Consider the following 18,792-nt stretch of genomic DNA (forward strand, 5'->3'; position numbering starts at 1 on the left):
CGACCGGGCGGTCAGGCGTTGGGGTCGAACGGGATGCCGCTCGGCTTGGCCTGGGACAGGTTGTGGTTGAACGCGCTGTCCTTGATCGCCAGGCTCGCGCTGCCGAAGTCGGCGTTGACCAGGATGTCGCGGATGCCGGCCGGGTAGCCGTCCCAGCTCACCAGGTCCGGGTACTGCCAGGTGCCGTAGTGGTTCTCGGGCGCCTCGCTCGCGCTCGCCAGGCGGAAGCAGTGGGTGCTCAGGCCGTCCTTGTGGTAGACGATCTTCGGGTGCGTGCCCTCCCAGGCGACCTGGGAGCGCGGGTAGGTCGAGTACTTGCCGTGCGCGGAGGTGGAGACGTACTGCGCCTGGTCGTTGCTGACCCACACCACGACGTGCTCGATGTCGTGGCGGTGCCCGCAGCAGTCGATGCCCGCGACGGCCTGGTCCTTCTCGAAGTACAGGTCGTAGAGGTAGGCGCACCAGCCGTTGTTGCACTTGGAGCGCGAGTACGAGTTGGTGTTGTCCAGGTCGGACTGGTCGCGGCACTGGCCGTTGAGTGCGCCGGAGTTCTTCAGGCCGGTGGCCACCGCGCCGGTCGGCGAGATCGCCGGGGTCGGGTAGCAGCCGTCGGTGTCGTAGTCGAACGCGGGCTGCCACTTGGCGTCGGCGGCCGCGGCGTTGCCCGGCAGGGCCTGCGGCGGGTCGGCCCAGGCGGCACCCGGCACGAGCACCGCGAGCAGGGTGGCGCCCGCCAGCGCGCTCAGCAGTCTCCTGGCGGTCCTCCCCGCGCGGGAAGTGCTCCGGGCGCGGTCCGTCATGCGGTCGGTCACGACCATGCTCTCCATCCGGTGTCGAGCGGCAGGGACTTCGGTGGCCGGTTCGCGGAGATCACCGGCCGGCACGAGGTTCCCGAGCCCGCGCCGACACCGTCAACCCGCCGATGGTCGCCCGGCGGCGAACAGGCGGCGAACATCCGGGGGTGGGTCGTCCCGGGAAGAACCGGGACGACCCACCCCCGTCCGGGAATCCCGGTCAGCCGACCCGGTACGCCCGGATCACGGTCTGCTCGACGGCGTTGCCGTCGGCGTCGGACGCCCTGGCGCGCAACGAGGCGAACGCGCCCGCCGGGTTGTCCACGGTCGCCGTCCAGCCCGCGCCGTCCCGGGTGAGCGGGGCGGGCGCCCAGGTGGCGCCGTCGTCGAACGAGACCTCCAGCTCAAGCGACCGCGTCTCGTGCGGCCCGTCCTGCCTGCTCACCGCGACCGGGAAGGAGAACCGCCCGGCCGGTGCCGCGTTGTGCAGGTCCACGGCGGGCGCGTAGCCCACCGACAGCAGCGGCAGGGCCCCGCCCGGTCCCTGGCGGAACCCGGAGCGGAACGTCCAGGTGCCGCTGACCCTCGTGGACAGCGGCCACCACGGCGCCTCCCGGCTGACGTCGGCGGTGAGCCGGTAGGTGGCGTCCTCGACCGGCAGCACGAACACGCCGCGCCCCGGCTGGTCCTGCGTGCCGACGACGCGGCCGTCCCGGTGCAGGGCGGTGGAACCCCTGTCGTAGCCGAAGAACGGCTCGGCCGCCCTGGCGTGCCCGGCCGCGTCGGTGAAGAAGGGCACCGTGACGTCGAGCAGGTAGCCGGTGCGCCAGACCCACGGGTGGTCCCGGCCCAGCTCGTTGTCGGTCGTGCCGGTGAACCCGGGCGCGGCCACGGCGGCGTGCCACCGCATCCGGTAGGACTTGCCGCCCTCCAGGGTGGCCCGCTCGTACGCGGTGCCCGCGGCGGCCCACCAGCCGCCGACCCCGATGCGCCACCGGCCGGGCGTGAAGTACTCGACGCGCTCGGCGTGCGCGACGCCCGCCGAGCCCCAGCCGGTGCCGATCTCGCCGCCCAGGGCCTCGGCCCAGGCGGAGATGATCGGCGGCTCCTGCTCGGTGCCGCCGTGGTAGGCCATGCGCACCGCGGCGAGGTCGGCGGTCCTGGCCACCGTGGTCAGCTGCCGGGGCAGCTGACCGGGCGACGGGTAGGACAGCTCGTACCGGTGGGCGCTGGAGGTCCTGGCGGTGAAGGTGGCCGTCAGCCCGCCCCGCGCGGCCAGCTCGGCGAACCGCTTGCCCGGCGCGTCGTACAGCCGCAGCGTCGGCAGCGCGGCCGGCACCTCGTCGTCCAGCCGAGCCGCCCCGGCGGACTCCTCCAGGACGCCCACCGCCACCGCCGCGCCACCCGCGTCCTTCACGGCCCGGATCCGCGCGTAGACCTCCTCGTAGGTGGTCTCGCCGGGCAGTTCCAGCACGACCAGCTTGTCCTTCGCGTCGACGCCCGCCAGGTCCTCCGGCCTGCCCTGGCCGCCGTGCACCGCCGCCAGCCGCCGGGTGCCGCTCGGCGTCGGCGACCCGCGGAGCCAGCCCACGGGTACCTCGAACCGCTGCGGCCCCTCGGCGAACAGCTCCAGCTCGGCTTCCTGCAACCGGAGGTTGTCGGCGTAGCCGTACCAGGGCACGAACCTGCGCTCCTCCGACTGGGCGTACTGCTCGGTGAAGCGGGGGTCGGCCAGGACGGCGAAGCCCACCGGGCGGTCGGGCTGGTCGGTGACCTCGAACCGGTGCAGCGACCGGTGCACGCCGGCGCGCGCGGCCGGTTGGTCGGTGGTGCGCGAGACCCGCTTGCCCCTGCGCAGGTCGAACGCGAGCGCGGTGGTGCGCGACACCCGCACGTCCGGGTCGACGAAGGTGCTCACCGGGGACGTCCCGCCCGGCCTGGGCGTCTCGGCGAGGCCGACCACCGCGTACCTGCCCGCGGGCACCCGGATCGTCTCCCCCGGCGCGGCGAAGCCCACCGCGCCGTCGTCGAGGCCGACCACCATCACGTCGGCCCGGGAGCCGGCGCCGAGGTCGGTGCCGTCGCGGTCCTTCACCGCCACGGTCAGGTCGTACCTCTCCGGCTCGTCGTGCACGGCCACCGGGGTGCGCAGCCGGGTGCCGTCCGCGGAGGTCGCGGTGAGCACGCCGCTGTAGACGCCCGGCGCGCCGGACCGCGGGGTGAGGGTCAGCGCGACGCTCGCCTGCCCGCCCGCCGGGACCGTCACCCCGGTCGCGGACAGGACGGCCAGCCCGGCGGGCGGGGCGTGGCCCTGGCCGTCGGCGAGGCCCAGCTCCAGCGCCAGGGCGATCGGCGCGCCGGTGGGGTTGGTGTAGGTCACCACGCGCTCGACCGGCTTGGTGCCCGGCCACTTCAGGAAGGCGTTGACCGTGCCGGGCGAGGACCGGACCTGCTGCGCGGTGGCCCGCGCGAGGTCGACCAGGCCGCCGCCGACCGCGAACACGCCGGCGCCCGCCACCGGCGCCGCCGTGCCCACCAGGCCCGCCTTGAGGCGGTCACCGGTCCAGTCGGGGTACCGCTGGGCCAGGATCGCGGCCGCGCCCGCGGTGTGCGGGGTGGCCATCGACGTGCCGGACAGCCTGGTGTAGTGCTCGTCCACCGGGTCGCCGAGCCGCGTGCCCGCGGCCCTGGCCGCGACGATGTCCGAGCCCGGCGCGGCGATCTCCGGCTTGACCGCGGCGTCGGTCAGGCGCGGGCCGCGGCTGGAGAACTCCGACAGGGCGCCGGCCTTGGTGACGCTGCCGACCGCGAGCGCCGCGTCGGCCGACGCGGGGCTGCCGACCGCCTCGTCGCTGCCGTAGTTCCCGGCCGCCACCACGAACAGCGTGCCGTGCTGCTCGCTCAGGGTGTTGAGGGCCCGCGAGGTCGGGTCGGTGCCGTCGGTGGGCGACGAGCCCAGGCTCAGGTTCACCACGTCGGCCCCGACCTCCGCGGCGGCCCACCGCATGCCGGCGATGACGTCGTCGGTCTGGCCCTGGCCGCTGTCGTCGAGCACCTTGCCGACGGCCAGCCGCGCGTCGGGCGCGACGCCCCTGTACCTGCCGCCCGAGGCGGCGCCGGACCCGGCGATGGTGGAGGCCACGTGCGTGCCGTGCCCGTTGCCGTCCCGCGCGCTGCCCGTGCCGCTGAAGTCCCGGCTGACCGCGACCCGGCCGGCCAGGTCGGGGTGCGCGTCGTCGTAGCCGGTGTCCAGCACGGCCACCGTGACACCCCGCCCGGTCAGCCCGGCGGCCCACGCGGCGGGCGCGCCGATCTGCGGGACGCTGACGTCCAGCGACGCCCGGACCCGCTGGTTGAGCCAGATCCGCTCGGCACCGGCGGCCAACCGCGCCGCGCCGGGCGCGCCGCCCGTGATCGCCGACCAGAAGCGGCGCGCGTCGGCCTTGCGCTCGGCCACCGCGGTCAGGCCCAGGTCCGGCAGCTCCCGGTCGACCGAGGCGCCCGCCGGGGCGCTGAACGCCGCCACCTCCGCGTGCTCGACCAGCAGCGGCACCGCGTCGCTGCGCGCGTCGTCGTAGCCCTGCCGGACCAGGCCGGTGACGTTGAACAGCTCCGGGTCCAGCGTCCCGGCCCGCACCAGCGCCATCGCCTCCCGCGGCACCGCGTACAGGTCGGTGTCGGCGCCGCGGGGCCTGGCGTACTGGGCGAACGCGGTGGCCCCGCCGCCCGCCGCCGGTTCGGTGAGCAGCGCCCACCGGCCGTCCGCGCCGCGCGAGACCCGCACCCGGTGCCCGGTGATCAGGGTGACCCACTGCCCGCCGCTCACCGCGCGGGCCTCCGGCGTCGGCGGTGCCGCCGGTGCCGCCGCCGCGCCACCCGTCCCCAGCGGTGCGGTCGCCATGGCGGCGGTCAGCGCGGCGATGCCCGCGACCAGCCGCGATCGTCGTTTCATCAACAATCCCCCATCGGTGGCCCAATCGAACTGCCGTGAGGAATTGACGCCTTCGACCGGGGTCACGTTGCCCGGGTGCCAAAAATGGTTCCCAGTACAGCCGGGGTGGAATTTCCCCTGCCCCGTAATGACATCCGGCCCCACCACGACCGACAGGCGTAGCAGTGTGCCTATGGGGAGGGGAAAGGCATGTCAAAGGGTACGAGACGATTACTGGTCGCGTTGGCGGTCGGGGTGGTGGTCGTGCCGCACGCGTTCCAGCCCTCGGGGGCGGAGCACCAGGCGCACCGGCACGTCGCGGTCACCGCCGACGCGATGGTGCCGACCGCCACCGCCCTGCCGCGCACCGGCTGGGCGGTCACCGCGAGCGGCGAGGAGACCACCGGCGAGGACGGCCGGGCCGCGAACGCGCTCGACGGCGACCCGTCGACGTTCTGGCACAGCCCGTGGACGACACCGGCGCCGCTGCCGCAGTGGATCACCGTCGACATGCGGGAGACGCGGCGGGTGTCGGGCCTGTCCTACACCCCGCGCCCCGGCGGCGGCAACGGCACCGTCGGGCGCTACGAGATCCACCTGAGCACCGACGGCACCACCTGGGGCGAGCCGGTCGCCACCGGCACCGCGGCCGACGACGCCTCGGTCAAGACGCTCGCCTTCGCCGTCGCGCCCGCCCGGTACGTGCGGCTGACGGCGCTGACCGAGGCGGGCGGGCGCGGTCCCTGGGCGACCGCCGCCGAGATCGGCCTGCTGGGCGACCCGGGGGCGCCCGCGCCGACCGCGCGGCTCCCGCGCACGGGGTGGACCGCGACCGCGAGCGACCAGGAGACCACGTCGGCGGGCAACGTGGCGGCGAACGTGCTCGACGGCGACCCGGCCACCCTGTGGCACAGCCGCTACAACCCGCAGACCGCGCTGCCGCACTGGATCACGCTGGACCTGGGGCGGCCGACCGCGGTCGGCGGCCTGCTGTACCGGCCCCGGCAGGACGAGGCCAACGGGCGGATCGGCGAGTACCGGGTGACCGTGTCCGACGACGGCACGACCTTCACCGACACCGTGTCGACCGGCGCGTGGTCGGACCTCGGACAGGTGCGGCACGCCCTGTTCACCCGCACCGCCACCACCCGGTACGTGCGGCTGACCGCGCTCACCGAGGCGGGCGGGCGCGGGCCGTGGACGTCGGCGGCCGAGATCGACCTGCTCGGCCCGCTGCCCGACGCCCAGCCGCCGCTGCCCCGGGCCGGCTGGACCGCCGCCGCGAGCACGGCGGACGCCGGCCACGCACCGGCCTCGCTGCTCGACGGCGACACCGGCACCCACTGGCGCACCGCCGGCGACACCGCGCCCGCGCACACCTTCACCGTCGACCTCCAGCGCGAGCAGGAAATCTCGGCGATCGTGGTGACCCCGCGGGCCGACTCGGCCGACGGGCGGATCGGCGCCTACTCCGTGTCGGTCGGCACGGACGGTACCGACGGCACCGACGGCACCGCGTTCGGCGCGCCGGTCGCGACCGGCACCTGGACCGACGACGGCACGCCCAAGACCGCGGTGCTCGACGGCCGCCCGCGGGCCCGCCACGTGCGGGTGACCGTGACCTCGGAGGCCGGTGGGCGCGGGCCGTGGGCGTCGGCGGCGGAGTTCCACGCCTACGGGCCGGGCCCGGCGGCCGGCCCGAGCGGGCCGCTGGACCGGACCGGCTGGGTGGCCACCGCCTCCGACGAGGAGACCTCCGGCGAGAACGGCCGGGCGGCCAACGTGCTCGACGGCTCGGCCGAGACCCTGTGGCACTCCAAGTGGACGTCGCCCGCGGTCGCGCTGCCGCACTGGATCACCGTGGACACCGGGCGCGCCCAGGCCGTGTCCGGCATCTCGGTGCGGACCCGGTCGGACAGCCCCAACGGGCGCATCGGGCAGTACCGCGTGCAGGTGAGTTCGGACGGCACCTCGTTCGGGCCGCCGGTGGCCGAGGGGACGTGGCCGGACACCGCGGGCGTGCACACGGCCGCGTTCGCCACGCCGGTGGAGACCCGGTACGTGCGGCTGACCGCGTTGACCGAGGCGGGCGGGCGCGGGCCGTGGACGTCGGCGGCCGAGGTCGACCTGCTGGGGCCGACCGATCCCAGCGCGGTGGGCGCGTGGGGCCCGGTGACCGGGTTCCCGATCGTGCCGGTCGCCTCCGCGCTGCTGCCCAACAACAAGCTGCTCACGTGGTCGGCCTACGCGGCCGACAACTTCGGCGGCAGCAACGGCTACACCCAGACCGCCGTCATGGACCTCACCACCGGGCAGGTCACCCAGCGCCGGGTCGACAACACCGGGCACGACATGTTCTGCCCCGGAACGTCCGTGCTGCCCGACGGGCGGGTGCTGGTCACCGGCGGCAGCAACGCGGCCGAGACGAGCATCTACGACCCGGTCGCCGACACCTGGACCGACGCCGCCGACATGGCGATCCCGCGCGGTTACCAGGGGCAGACCACCCTGTCCACGGGCGAGGCGTTCACCGTGGGCGGGTCGTGGAGCGGCGGTGAGGGCGGCAAGACCGCCGAGGTGTACTCGCCCGCGTCCAACAGCTGGCGGGTGCTGCCGGGCGTGCGGCCGGAGCCGTTCCTGACCGCCGACCCGCGGGGCGTCTACCGGGCCGACAACCACGCGTGGCTGTTCGCGGTCGGCGGCGGCCGGGTGTTCCACGCCGGCCCGAGCAGGCAGATGCACTGGGTGGGCACGACCGGTGCGGGCTCGGTGACCGACGCGGGCCCCCGCGGCGACAGCGCCGACGCCATGAACGGCAACGCGGTGATGTACGACGTCGGGAAGATCCTCACCGTGGGCGGGGCCACCGCGTACCAGGACGTCGACGCCACCAACCGCGCCCACACCATCGACATCACCGGCGCCGCGCCGGTCGTGCGGCGGGTGTCCGACATGGCCTTCGCCCGCGCGTTCGCCAACAGCGTGGTCCTGCCCGACGGCAAGGTGGTCGTCATCGGCGGCCAGGGCCACCCGGTGCCGTTCAGCGACCGCACGGCCGTGCTCACCCCGGAGCTGTGGGACCCGGCCACCGGCCGCTTCACCCGGCTGGCGCCCATGGCCGTGCCGCGGACCTACCACAGCGTGGCCAACCTGCTGCCCGACGGGCGCGTGTTCTCCGGCGGCGGCGGGCTCTGCGGCTCCTGCTCCACCAACCACGCCGACGGCCAGGTCCTCACCCCGCCCTACCTGCTCAACCCCGACGGCACCCCGCGGCCGCGGCCGGTCGTCACCGCGAGCCCGGCGCGGGCGGGCCACGGCACCGGCTTCACCGTGACCACCGACCGGGCGGTCACCCGGTTCGCGCTGGTGCGCACCAGCTCGGTGACCCACTCGGTGGACAACGACCAGCGCCGGATACCGCTGGTGCCGCAGGTGGTCACGGCCACGTCCTACCGGCTCGCGGTGCCCGCCGACCCCGGGGTCGCCCTGCCGGGGACGTACCTGCTGTTCGCCCTCGACCAGAACGGCGTTCCGAGCGTGGGCAAGCACATCAGGATCGGGTGAACCCTTGTTCCGTTGTGGCGCAAGGGTGGTCGCTCACCTGCGTTGGAGCGGGTGCGCGTTCCGCCGGCGGGACAAAGGACTTCCACCCCGTCCGGTGAAGGGCGAGACTCGTCCGCATCCCGTGACGTGACCGCCGTCGACGCGGTCCCGGGCGGCTTGGTTGCCCGGGACCGCGGCGGTGCCGTCTGTCCGGGGGGCGATCTGACGAGGGGGAAACCGTTGAAGAGAAGGTCCTTGCCCGTGGTGCTGGTGTTGCTGGCCTCGGGGCTGGCGGCGGTGCCGACGCAGGCTGCGGCCCAGGCGCTGATCGGGTACACGGTGCTCGTCGAGTCCGGTGCGAACCGCGACGCGGCGATCGCGGCCATCAGGGCGGCCGGCGGTACCGTGGTCAAGCAGAACACCGCTGTCGGCACGGTGACCGCGCGGGCGCCGGAGAGCGGGTTCATCGAGCAGGTCACGGCGTCGGACGCGGTGTTCGGTGCGGCGCGTGACTTCACCGTGGAGGAGACCACGGCGGAGGCGTCGGGTTCGGGTTCGTCGGGTTCGGTTTCGGGTTCGGTTTCGGCGGGTTCGGTTTCGGGTTCGGCGGGTTCGGGTTCGGTGCAGGGGGTGGAGCCGGATCCGTTGGAGGACCAGCAGTGGGGTCTGCGGATGGTGCGCGCGGACCTCGCCCGGGACAAGCAGCTCGGCAGCGGGGGCGTGTACGTCGGCGTGCTGGACAGCGGCATCGACGGCAGCCACCCGGACCTGTCGGCGCGGCTCGACCGGTCGTTGTCGCGCAACTTCACCCGTGACATCCCGTTGGTGGACGGGCCCTGCGAGGTCAAGGGTTGCGTCGACCCCGTCGACGTGGACGACGACGGGCACGGCACGCACGTGGCGGGCATCATCGCCGCCTCCGCCAACGGTTTCGGCACGGCGGGGGTCGCGCCCCGGGTCACGCTGGTCAACCTGCGGGCCCAGCAGGACAGCGGCTACCAGTTCCTGCAGCCGACCGTCGACGCGCTCACCTACGGCGCCGACATCGGCCTCGACGTGATCAACATGTCGTTCTTCCTCGACCCGTGGCGCTACAACTGCTCGGCGAACCCCAACGACACGCCGGCGGAGCAGATCGAGCAGCGCACGACCGTGGCCACCATGCAGCGCGCCCTGGACTACGCGTACGGCAAGGGGGTGACGCTGGTCAGCTCGATGGGCAACAACCACGAGGATCTGGGCAAGCCGCGGACCGACACCGGCAGCCCGGACTTCCCGCCGGACGGTGAGCGCGCGCGGCCGATCGACAACGAGACGTGCCTGAAGGTGCCCGCGGAGTCCGAGCACGTGCTGGGCGTCACCGCGCTCGGGCCTTCGCAGGCCAAGTCCGACCGGTCGGACTACGGGGTCGAGCGGATCGACCTGTCCGCGCCGGGCGGGTACTTCAAGGACTACTTCGGGACGCCCTGGTACGAGACCAAGGAGAACCGGATCCTGTCCACGTACCCGCGCAGCGCTTCGCTGGCCAAGGGGTTCATCGACGCCGACGACAACGTGACGCCGCTGGGGGTGCAGAACCACCTGGTGAAGCACTGCGTTGGTGGCACGTGTGCGTTCTACGCCTTCGCGGACGGGACGTCCATGGCGTCGCCTCACGTGGCGGGGGTCGCGGCGTTGACGGTCAGCCAGTACGGGACGGCCGACCCGGCTCGGCCGGGGACGCTCACCATGTCGCCGGCGCGGGTGGAGCGGATCCTCAAGGGGACGGCGCACAAGGTTCCCTGTCCGTCGCCGCGGACGGTGTCCTACGAGCAGACCGGCCGTACGCCGGAGTGGAACGCCACCTGTGAGGGTGACCTGAACTTCAACGGGTTCTACGGTCACGGCATCGTGGACGCTTACCACGCGGTTACCCGTGGTGGGGAGTTCCCGGGGGTCTGAGCGTGGAGGACCCTCGGGCTCGGTCGCGTTGGTGCGGGCTTGTCCGGGGGTCCTCTGCTGGGCCGGGTTCGTGTCATCGGCGGTCAGCCTTCGCGGCCTCTTGGGCTTGGTGGGGGGTTGTGAGCAGTTGATGCTCTCGGGTGTTCACGGGCGGGCGCTCGCCGCTGGGCAGGCCGCCGGGGGAAAAGCGGGCTCGTGCCCTCCCGCATGGCCTGCCGGAGGCAACCACCCTTGTCAAGGGCCCCGCGAAAAGCGTGCGGGACCCTTGACAAGCGCGGTAGGGCTGCGCCCAGGCCATACGGGAGACCACGAGCAACCCCCCAGTGAACGAACACGCCACTCCCGTACGTGGTCACGCTCCCACCAGCGAGTCATGCACTGAGGTCGCGCGAGTCATGCGTTGAAGTCGGGCGAGTCATGCGTTGGGCGCCGGCGAGTCATGCGTTGAAGTCGGGCGAGTCATGCACTTGGGTCGCGCGTGTCATGCGTTGGCGCCGGGCGTGTCATGCGTCCAGGCCGCGCGTGTCCTCCAGTCAGGCACCGCGTGTCCTCCGGTCGGACACCGCGAGTCGAACGTTCAGGACCGTCGTGTCGAACGTTCAGGGCCCCCGAGTTCTACGTTCGGGGCGCCGACCCGTTCCGGGCTGATCACGAAGTGAGCCGCGCTCTACTAGGGTGGGCCCATGGCGTCGATCAAGAAGGTTCAGGTCACCTTTGACTGCGCGGAGCCCGAGCGCGTCGCCCGGTTCTGGTGCGAGGTGCTGGGGTACGTGGTTCCTCCGGCGCCGGAGGGGTTTGCGACTTGGGACGACTTCAACCGGTCGTTGCCGGTTGAGCGGCAGGGGGCGGCGTTCGCCTGCGTTGATCCTTCAGGGGTGGGGCCTCGGTTGTTCTTCCAGCGGGTTCCCGAGGGGAAGGTGGTCAAGAACCGGGTGCACCTCGACGTTCGGGTGGGTACCGGGTTGGTGGGTGAGGAGCGGCTTGCCGCGCTTGAGGCCGAGTGCGAGCGGTTGGTTGCGCTTGGTGGGGTGCGGGTGCGGTTGTTGCGCGCTGATGGTTACGACGAGTCGTGCTTGGTCATGCAGGATGTTGAGGGCAACGAGTTCTGCCTCGACTGAGCGGTGCGTCTTGCGGCCGCGTTGCCGGGGCGCGTTCGGACGGTGCTCGCGGCGCTGTCGAAATCTGGCAGCTCCGGTGCCACGTCGTTCGGGAGCCAGGTGGTGGTGAGTCCCGGTAGGACCGTTGCGGGCGCGTTCATGCCCATGCCACCGGGGAAACCGGCAGTGAGGGCCGTAATCCGCTTGCCCTGGACGCGTGGTGCGGGTGCACTGCCGGCCGGGCACCCGTTGCTGACGCCTACCTGGGCACCGCGGCGAGCAGGTCGTCCTCCAGCCTGACGTCGGCGGTGAGGATGTCGCGCTGCAGCTCGACCAGCCGGGCCGAGGGCTCCACGCCCAGTTCCTGCACCAGGGTCTGGCGCAGCGTGGCGAACGCGTCCAGCGCCTGCCAGCGCCGGCCGGAGCGGAACAGCGAGACCATGTACCGGGCGCACAGGTCCTCGTTCATCGGGTGCGACGCGGTCAGCGCGGCCAGCTCGCCGAGCAGGCTGTGGTGGCGGCCCACCCGCATCTCCTCGTCGATGCGGTTCTCCACCACGCTGAGCCTGCTCTCCTCCAGCCGCGTCACCTCGATCGCCAGCGGCGCGCCCGTCGGCACGTCCACCAGCGCCCGGCCGCGCCACACGTCGAGCGCGCCGCGCAGCAGCCGGGCCGCGGACTCGTGGTCGCCCGCCTCGCCGGCGCGCCTGCCCGCCCTGGCCAGCCGCTCGAACTCGTGCACGTCGACGGCCTCGGGGGGCACGTCCAGCAGGTAGCCGCCGAAGCGGGTGGTCAGCACCTCGCGGGCGTCGCCGAGTGCCCGGCGCAGCTGCATGACGTAGGTTTGCAAGGTGGTGCGCGCGCTGCGCGGCGGCCGGTCGCCCCACAGCTCCTCGACCAGCGTCGGCGCGGGCACGACCTGGCCCGCGCGCAGCGTGAGGAAGGCGAAGAGCTGGCGCGGCTTCGCCGCCGACGGCAGTGCCGGGCGGCCGTCCCTGGTGACCTCCAGCGGGCCCAAGACCTTGATCTGCACGCCTTGCCTCCTCCGGACGTGACCCCCGATGTCGAGCCACCAGTCCACCGCACCACGGGCGGAAAAGGCAGTGCTCCTACCACGATCGGCGCGTGAAGTCATCCGCCGGGGCACATGAGAAGTTCATGTTTGGGCGCGTTAAGACGTAACTACCGGAGGTGCCGGGGCGCCGGCCAAAATCCCTCTCAACGCTCCACCGACCGGCTGACTAGGAGAAACAGATGTCCTCCACCTCCACCTCCGTCCCGGTGACCACCGCCGACGACAGCGACCTGGTGATCTACGAGTTCGACCGCACGTCCGGCGGGGCCACCCTGGACTTCCTGGGGTTCTCCGTCCACACCGTGGTGGGCGTCGGCGACATGTCGGCCGTCGCGGCCTGAAGACGGGAGCGGGGCCGTGCAGGAGCGGATCGGGTTCAGACGGCACCTCAGGCCGGAGATCGTCCAGGGCGACGCGGTCTACCTGTTCTCCGAGAACGGGGTCACGGCCCTGCAGGGCCCCCACGTCGAGCTGCTGGCCTCCCTGCTGGACGGCACCAGGGACCACGCGGCCCTGCTGCGGGACCTCCGGCGGGAACTGCCCGCCGAGCAGGCGGGCCGCCTGCTCACCAAGCTCCTGGCGGCGGGGCTGATCGGCACCCGCCCGCCGGACGACACCGGGAACGCCGCGGCGCTCGCCTACTGGGACGCCGCGGGCCTGGACGCCTGCGCCGCCGCTGCGGCGACCCGGGCCGCCCGGGTCGGGGTCGTCGCGGTCGGCGGCGCGGGGACCGAGGGCCTGGTCGCGGCGTTGCGGCGGGCCGAGCTGGAGGTCGGCGTCGGCGCCGGGCCGGACCTGTCGGTGGTCGTGTGCGACGACTACCTGTCCCCCGCGCTGCGCGACGTCGACGAGCAGCACCGCCGGGACGGCACGCCCTGGCTGCTGCTCAAGCCCAACGGCGCGCAGGTCTGGGTGGGCCCGGTGTTCACCCCCGGCGAGGGCGCCTGCTGGTGCTGCCTCGCCGGGCGGCTGGCCGCCAACCGCCCGGCCGAGGCGCACGTGCAGGCGCGGCGGGGTCGGCTCGGCCCCGCCGCGCGGCCCGCGGTGGGCCTGTCGCCGGTCGCCTCGACCGCGTTCGAGGTGGCGGCGCTGGAGGCCGCCAAGTGGCTCGCCGGCTACCGCCACGCCGGCCAGCGCCAGGTCTGGGCGTTCGACAGCCTCGACCTCAAGGTCACCCGGCACGCCGTGCGGGCGCTGCCGCAGTGCCCGGCCTGCGGTGACGAGGACCTGGTGCGCAGGCGGACCCTGCGGCCGGTCGCGCTGCGGTCGCGGCCCAAGCGGTCCCGCGACGGCGGCGGCCACCGGTCCGCGTCGCCCGGCGAGGTGCTGGACCGCTACCGGCACCTGGTGAGCCCGGTCTCCGGCGTGGTCAAGGAGATCCTGCGCGACGAGCGCGGCGGCGAGTTCCTGCACTCCTACCGCTCGGGCACCAACGCGGCGGCGCGCGCGGCCGGCATCGGCGGGTTGCGCTCCACGCTGCGCTGCGAGAACGGCGGCAAGGGCGTGACCGCGCTGGAGGCCGAGGTCGGCGCGCTGTGCGAGGCGCTGGAGCGGTACAGCGGGACCAGCCACGGCGACGAGGCCCGCGTCCGCGGCAGCTTCCGGTCGCTCGGCGACGAGGCCGTGCACCCGGACACCTTCCAGCTGTTCCACCCCGCCCAGTTCGAGAACAGGCGGGCCTGGAACGCCGAGCACGGGCCGTTCCAGTACGTGCCGGAGCCGTTCGACGAGCACGCCGAGCTGGACTGGACGCCGGTGTGGTCGGTGACCCACCAGTGCCACCGCCTGATGCCCACCGGCGCCCTCTACTACGGGGCGCCCGCGCCGGCGTCGATCACCGCGAACTCCAACGGCTGCGCGGCCGGGGCGAGCCTGGAGGACGCGGTCCTCCAGGGGCTGCTGGAGGTCGTGGAGCGGGACGCGGTCGCGCTCTGGTGGTACAACCGGACCCGCATGCCCGCCGTCGACCTCGACGCCCTCGACGACCCGTTCGTCGACCGGCTGCGCGAGGTGTACGCGGGCCTGGGCCGCGAGGTCTGGGTGCTCGACCTCACCGCGGACCTCGGGGTGCCCGTCGCGGCGGCCGTGTCGCGCCGCGTCGACGGGTTGCGCGAGGACGTCGTGTTCGGCTTCGGCGCGCACCTCGACCCGGCGGTCGCCGCGCGGCGGGCGCTCACCGAGCTGAACCAGGTGCTGCCGCCGGTGCTGGCGCTCGGCTCGTCGTACGACCTGCGCGGGGTGGACGTCGACCTGCGGCGGTGGCTGCTGGGCGCTACCGTCGAGAACCAGCCCTATCTGCTGCCCGGACCCGCCGGGGCGCCGGTGCCGGGGTACGCGCCGAACGACGACCTGCTCGACGACATCCGCGCCGTCCAGGCGCGCGTCGAGGCCGCCGGGCTGGAGCTGCTGGTGCTCGACCAGACCCGGCCGGACGTCGGGTTGCCCGTGGTCAGGGTCGTCGTGCCCGGGATGCGGCACTTCTGGTCCAGGCTGGCTCCAGGCCGGCTGTACGACGTTCCGGTAAGCCTTGGCCGCGTCGACAGGAGTGCCGCGCTCGCGGACCTCAACCCGGTCCCCATGTTCCTGTGACCGGGCCCGGTCCCCCGCGGCCGGGCAGAGTGTGGAGAGCACCGTGACATCTCACTTCCCGCCGGGGCGACCGCTGTTCTCGCTGCTGGAGGACACGCGGGTCAGCTCCTCGAACGGGCGGCTGACCGTGCGCGGGAGGTGGGACGCGGTGGAGCTCACCGACTCCGGCCCGGTCGTGCGGGAGGCGCTGCACCGGATGGGGCTCGGCCCGGTGGCCCTGGAGAACATCCCCATGCTGCGCACCGGGTCGCGGGGCGAGCAGTCCGCCGAGCAGTGGGCGCGGCTGTGGCGGGCCATCGACCAGCTCGGCGGCTACGTGGTGCCGTCGCTGGGCCTGCACGACGGCGGCGGGCCGATCCTGTCGCTCGTCGCGGTGGTGCCCGACGCCGTGTTCCGCTGCCCCCGGATAGGTGACGCGGAACCGTTGCGGATGCGCCCGGGGACCACTCTCGGTATCGAGGCCCGGGAACAGGTATTAACGTGCCCCGGATTACCGTACAATGCCGTCCTCCACCGGGAGCCGGCCAACGGGATAACGAAGTCACTGCTGGCCGGCGACACGATGATCGCGCAGGTCAAGGTGAGTTTTCCGGCCGAAGCTGAGGTAGTCTCTGACGTGGTCGCGTACCTGACCAGCGCCGGATTCGTTTTGGTAGGGGGGAGGACAAACCACGCCGGCGTTTAGTCGGGGTGCGGCGGCAGGTCGCGCCCCTGATGGCGTAGTCCCGACCCTTCGCATGGGGAGCGATTGTGGCAACACGCTTCATGACCGCGTTATCGCAGGACAGCGACAGCGCGGAGCGGGCGACGGGTCTTGCTCCTCGCATCGCCTCGTTCGTCGTCACAGTGGTCTTCGCCGCTTTTGTCGTGAACGCCTTCCAATACGTGGTGGAGGATGGCGCGACGATCGCCCGGGTCGTCCCCGCGGCTTTATGCCTCGGTGCGATGATGATACTTCAATTGGGTTTCTTCAGCCGTCCGGGCGCGGCCGTTCGGGGTAGGTCGGGTTATCTCGCGCTGGCCGCGCAGGCCGGTCTGGTGTTCGTGCCCATGGCGTTCTACCGGGAGGCTTGGACGGGCATGCCGGGCTTCCTCGCCGGTGACGCGCTGCTCGTGCTCCGGCCCGCGCTGGGCTGGACGACGTTCGCCGCGATCGCCGCGGTCACCGGCCTGGTCCAGGCGCGGCTGACCGGCGTACCGCTGGAGGTCGCCTACATCGCCAACCTCACCGTGGTGGTGGGCCTGGCGGTGTACGGGCTGAGCCGGCTGCGGTCGTTGGTCCGCGAGCTGCAGGACGCGCGGGCCGAGCTGGCGCGCCTCGCGGTCACCCGGGAGCGGCTGCGCTTCGCCCGGGACCTGCACGACCTGCTCGGCTTCAGCCTGTCCGCCATCACGCTCAAGTGCGAGCTGACCCACCGGCTGGTCACCCGCCAGCCCGAGCGCGCGGAGCAGGAGGTCGAGGAGGTGCTGGGCATCTCCCGGCAGGCGCTGGCGGACGTGCGCGCGGTCGCGTCGAGCTACCGCGAGCTGTCGCTGGACGACGAGCTGGCCTCCGCCCGGTCCGTGCTGTCCGCCGCGGAGGTCGCGGTCGACCTGCGGACCGACGTCAGCCAGGCCGACCTGTCGCCGCGCGTGCGCACCGTGCTGGCCACCGTGCTGCGCGAGGGGGTGACGAACCTGTTGCGGCACAGCAAGGCCGAGCACTGCTCGATCACCGTGTCGCGCGCCGCGCGGGAGGTGGCCATCGAGGTGACCAACGACGGCGTGCGCGCCGCGGTCACCGCCGACCACGGCAACGGCATCGGCAACCTCACCCAGCGCGTCGAGGCGCTGGGCGGCACCCTGACCGCGCGCGCCGACGGCGACGAGTACCGCCTGCGCGCGTCGATCCCGCTGCGCCCCGACGACGAGCACTCGCCGGACGACCGGGACCACGCCGACCGCGGGCCCGCCATGGCGCCGCGCCTGGGCACGCTCATCACCTGCGCGGTGTTCACCGGCTACGCCGTCAACACCTCGGTGTTCGTGTTCGTCGCCCCGCTCAACCCGTGGCAGCACCTGCTCGCGTGGGCGTGCGTCGCCGGGTCGCTGGCGCTGATGGTCGGCTTCTTCAGCCGCCTCGGCGGTGCGGTGCGCTCACCGCTGGGCGTGCCCGCCCTGCTCCTGCAGGCGGTGCTGACCTACCTGCCGATCGCCCTGTTCGACAACCCGTTCCTGGGCATGACCGGGTTCCTGGCCGGGGCCGCGCTGCTGGTGCTGCGCCCGCGGACCGCGATACCGGTGTTCCTCGCCGTGGTGGCCAGCGCGGGCAGCGTCCACCTGGTGTCCGGCGGTGACGCGATCGACGTCGGCTACGGGTTCCTGGTGACGATCAACCACGGGCTGGTGGTGTTCGGGCTGTCCCGGCTGCGGTCGATGGTGCAGAAGCTGCACGACGTCCGCACCGACCTGGTGCACCTGGCCGTCACCGAGGAGCGGCTGCGGTTCGCGCGGAGCCTGCACGACCTGCTCGGCAACAGCCTGTCCGCCATCACGCTCAAGTGCGAGCTGATCCACCGCGTGGTGCGCCGCGACCCCGAGCGGGCGCAGCAGGAGCTGTCCGGCATCCTCGCCATCTCGCGGCGGGCGCTGACCGACGTGCGCGCGGTGGCGGCCAGCTACCGGGACAAGTCGCTCGACGAGGAGGTCGCGTCGGCGCGGGCGCTGCTGGCCGCGGCGAACGTGGACGTGGCGCTGCGGGTGGAGCCGGGCGACCTGCCGCCGGAGGTGCGCAACCTGCTGGCGAAGGTGCTGCGGGAGGGCGTGGCGAACCTGTTGCGGCACAGCGAGTGCCGCAGCTGCGGGATCACGCTGGTCCGGCGGCGGGACCGGGTGGTGCTGGAGGTCGTGAACGACGGGGTGGTCGACCGGGGCACCGCCGGGGCGCCCGAGGCGTGCGGCGGGCTGGACGACCTCGTCGCGCGGGTCGGGCAGGTCGGCGGGACGCTGAGCGCGGGCGCCTCGGCCGACGGGCACTACCGGCTGCGGGCGGAGGTTCCGTTGTCGCGCGCCTGAACCGCGGGCTGGGCTCGCCTCACGCCCGAGTGCTGCCGCACACCTGCCCCCGGCTCCGCCCCGCGCCGGGCGAGCCCGGCCGCGCGTTCGAACCCGCCGGGCGCCCGACCCCGGTCGGGCGCCCGGTCCGCGTGCGCCTTCACAACCACCCGGCGGCGTCGGCGATCCGGACCGCGTCGACCCGGTTGCGCGCGCCGAGCTTGGCCACGATGGCGGTCAGGTAGTTGCGCACCGTGCCCACCGACAGCGACAGGGCCAGCGCGATGTCCCCCACGTCCGTCCCGTCCGCGGCGAGCCGGAGCACCTCCAGCTCCCGCTCGGTGAGCGGGCACTTGCCGCGGTCCCAGGCGGCCAGCACGAGCTGGCTGTCCACGAACCGGCGGCCCGCGGCCACGTCGCGGATCGCCGCGGCCAGCTCCTCGGGCGGCGCGTCCTTGAGGATGAAGCCGTCGACGCCCGCCGCGAGGGCGCGGCGCAGCGTGCCCGGTCGGGCGAGGGTGGTGAGCATGAGCGTGCGGACGCCCGGCATGGTCAGCCGGATGGTGCCCGCCGCAGTCAGCCCGTCCAGGACCGGCAGGTCGATGTCGATCACCGCCACGTCGGGCGCGTGGCGCTCGACCATGGGCACGATCTGGTCACCGGCCTCTACCTCGGCTACGACCTCGATGTCCGGTTCGAGGTCGAGCAGGGCAACCAGCGCACCACGGACCATGTGCATGTCCTCGGCCAGCAGAACCCTGATCATCCCTGCCGCGTCCCTCCCCTGAT

The 18,792-nt window shown here is 73.6% G+C and carries 11 protein-coding genes; 7 read left to right on the top strand and 4 right to left on the bottom strand.

What is annotated here, in order from left to right; genetic code table 11:
• Nucleotides 1-11 precede the first annotated feature (11 nt).
• Complete coding sequence (locus EKG83_RS30580; RefSeq protein WP_033432103.1) at nt 12-800, bottom strand: NPP1 family protein; 789 nt, start codon at nt 798-800, stop codon at nt 12-14.
• A 214-nt stretch (nt 801-1,014) separates the two neighbouring features.
• A complete protein-coding gene (locus EKG83_RS30585; protein WP_033431998.1) occupies nt 1,015-4,746 on the bottom strand; it encodes a S8 family peptidase in 3,732 nt (1,243 codons plus the stop codon).
• A gap of 189 nt (nt 4,747-4,935) precedes the next feature.
• On the opposite strand from EKG83_RS30585, the gene EKG83_RS30590 reads away from it, so the two are divergent.
• From EKG83_RS30590 to EKG83_RS30600, 3 genes are all read left to right on the top strand, one after another.
• On the top strand, nt 4,936-8,289 hold the full coding sequence (locus EKG83_RS30590; protein ID WP_211269142.1) for a discoidin domain-containing protein: 3,354 nt from the start codon (nt 4,936-4,938) through the stop codon (nt 8,287-8,289).
• Between the two features lie 234 nt (nt 8,290-8,523).
• Entirely contained in the window at nt 8,524-10,209 is a 1,686-nt protein-coding gene (locus EKG83_RS30595) for a S8 family serine peptidase (protein ID WP_407690794.1), read from the top strand.
• A gap of 683 nt (nt 10,210-10,892) precedes the next feature.
• Nucleotides 10,893-11,327 (top strand): VOC family protein, encoded by a 435-nt coding sequence (locus tag EKG83_RS30600; protein WP_033432000.1) that lies wholly within the window; start codon nt 10,893-10,895, stop codon nt 11,325-11,327.
• 238 nt (nt 11,328-11,565) lie between these two features.
• On the opposite strand, the gene EKG83_RS30605 is transcribed toward EKG83_RS30600, so the two are convergent.
• Nucleotides 11,566-12,339, bottom strand: a complete 774-nt coding sequence (locus EKG83_RS30605) for an AfsR/SARP family transcriptional regulator (protein ID WP_033432001.1) — start codon at nt 12,337-12,339, stop codon at nt 11,566-11,568.
• Nucleotides 12,340-12,560: 221 nt separating this feature from the next.
• Here EKG83_RS30605 and EKG83_RS30610 point away from each other — a divergent pair, with 221 nt between their 5' ends.
• The 4 genes from EKG83_RS30610 to EKG83_RS30625 all read left to right on the top strand — a co-directional run bounded on the left by EKG83_RS30610 (nt 12,561) and on the right by EKG83_RS30625 (nt 18,024).
• Nucleotides 12,561-12,722 carry a hypothetical protein gene (locus tag EKG83_RS30610; protein WP_153278554.1) on the top strand — a complete coding sequence of 54 codons (162 nt, stop codon included), beginning with the start codon at nt 12,561-12,563 and terminating at the stop codon, nt 12,720-12,722.
• A gap of 16 nt (nt 12,723-12,738) precedes the next feature.
• Nucleotides 12,739-14,970, top strand: a complete 2,232-nt coding sequence (locus EKG83_RS30615; RefSeq protein WP_033432002.1) for a TOMM precursor leader peptide-binding protein — start codon at nt 12,739-12,741, stop codon at nt 14,968-14,970.
• 148 nt (nt 14,971-15,118) lie between these two features.
• The gene (locus EKG83_RS30620) at nt 15,119-15,655 is read left to right on the top strand and encodes a hypothetical protein (RefSeq protein ID WP_153278555.1); all 537 of its coding nucleotides are present in this window, start codon (nt 15,119-15,121) and stop codon (nt 15,653-15,655) included.
• Nucleotides 15,656-15,930: 275 nt separating this feature from the next.
• Entirely contained in the window at nt 15,931-18,024 is a 2,094-nt protein-coding gene (locus EKG83_RS30625; RefSeq protein WP_194282951.1) for a histidine kinase, read from the top strand.
• Nucleotides 18,025-18,163: 139 nt separating this feature from the next.
• Here EKG83_RS30625 and EKG83_RS30630 read toward each other — a convergent pair whose 3' ends face one another.
• Nucleotides 18,164-18,769 (bottom strand): response regulator transcription factor, encoded by a 606-nt coding sequence (locus tag EKG83_RS30630; RefSeq protein ID WP_033432004.1) that lies wholly within the window; start codon nt 18,767-18,769, stop codon nt 18,164-18,166.
• Nucleotides 18,770-18,792 lie beyond the last annotated feature (23 nt).

Source organism: Saccharothrix syringae, from assembly GCF_009498035.1.
In the GTDB taxonomy this organism is placed as follows: Bacteria; Actinomycetota; Actinomycetes; order Mycobacteriales; family Pseudonocardiaceae; genus Actinosynnema; species Actinosynnema syringae.

What these genes read in the sequence shown, in the direction of transcription:
- EKG83_RS30580 (WP_033432103.1), bottom strand. Translation starts at nt 800, where the DNA reads ATGACGGACCGCGCCCGGAGCACTTCCCGCGCGGGGAGGACCGCCAGG.
- EKG83_RS30585 (WP_033431998.1), bottom strand. Translation starts at nt 4,746, where the DNA reads ATGAAACGACGATCGCGGCTGGTCGCGGGCATCGCCGCGCTGACCGCC.
- EKG83_RS30590 (WP_211269142.1), top strand. Translation starts at nt 4,936, where the DNA reads ATGTCAAAGGGTACGAGACGATTACTGGTCGCGTTGGCGGTCGGGGTG.
- EKG83_RS30600 (WP_033432000.1), top strand. Translation starts at nt 10,893, where the DNA reads ATGGCGTCGATCAAGAAGGTTCAGGTCACCTTTGACTGCGCGGAGCCC.
- EKG83_RS30610 (WP_153278554.1), top strand. Translation starts at nt 12,561, where the DNA reads ATGTCCTCCACCTCCACCTCCGTCCCGGTGACCACCGCCGACGACAGC.
- EKG83_RS30630 (WP_033432004.1), bottom strand. Translation starts at nt 18,769, where the DNA reads ATGATCAGGGTTCTGCTGGCCGAGGACATGCACATGGTCCGTGGTGCG.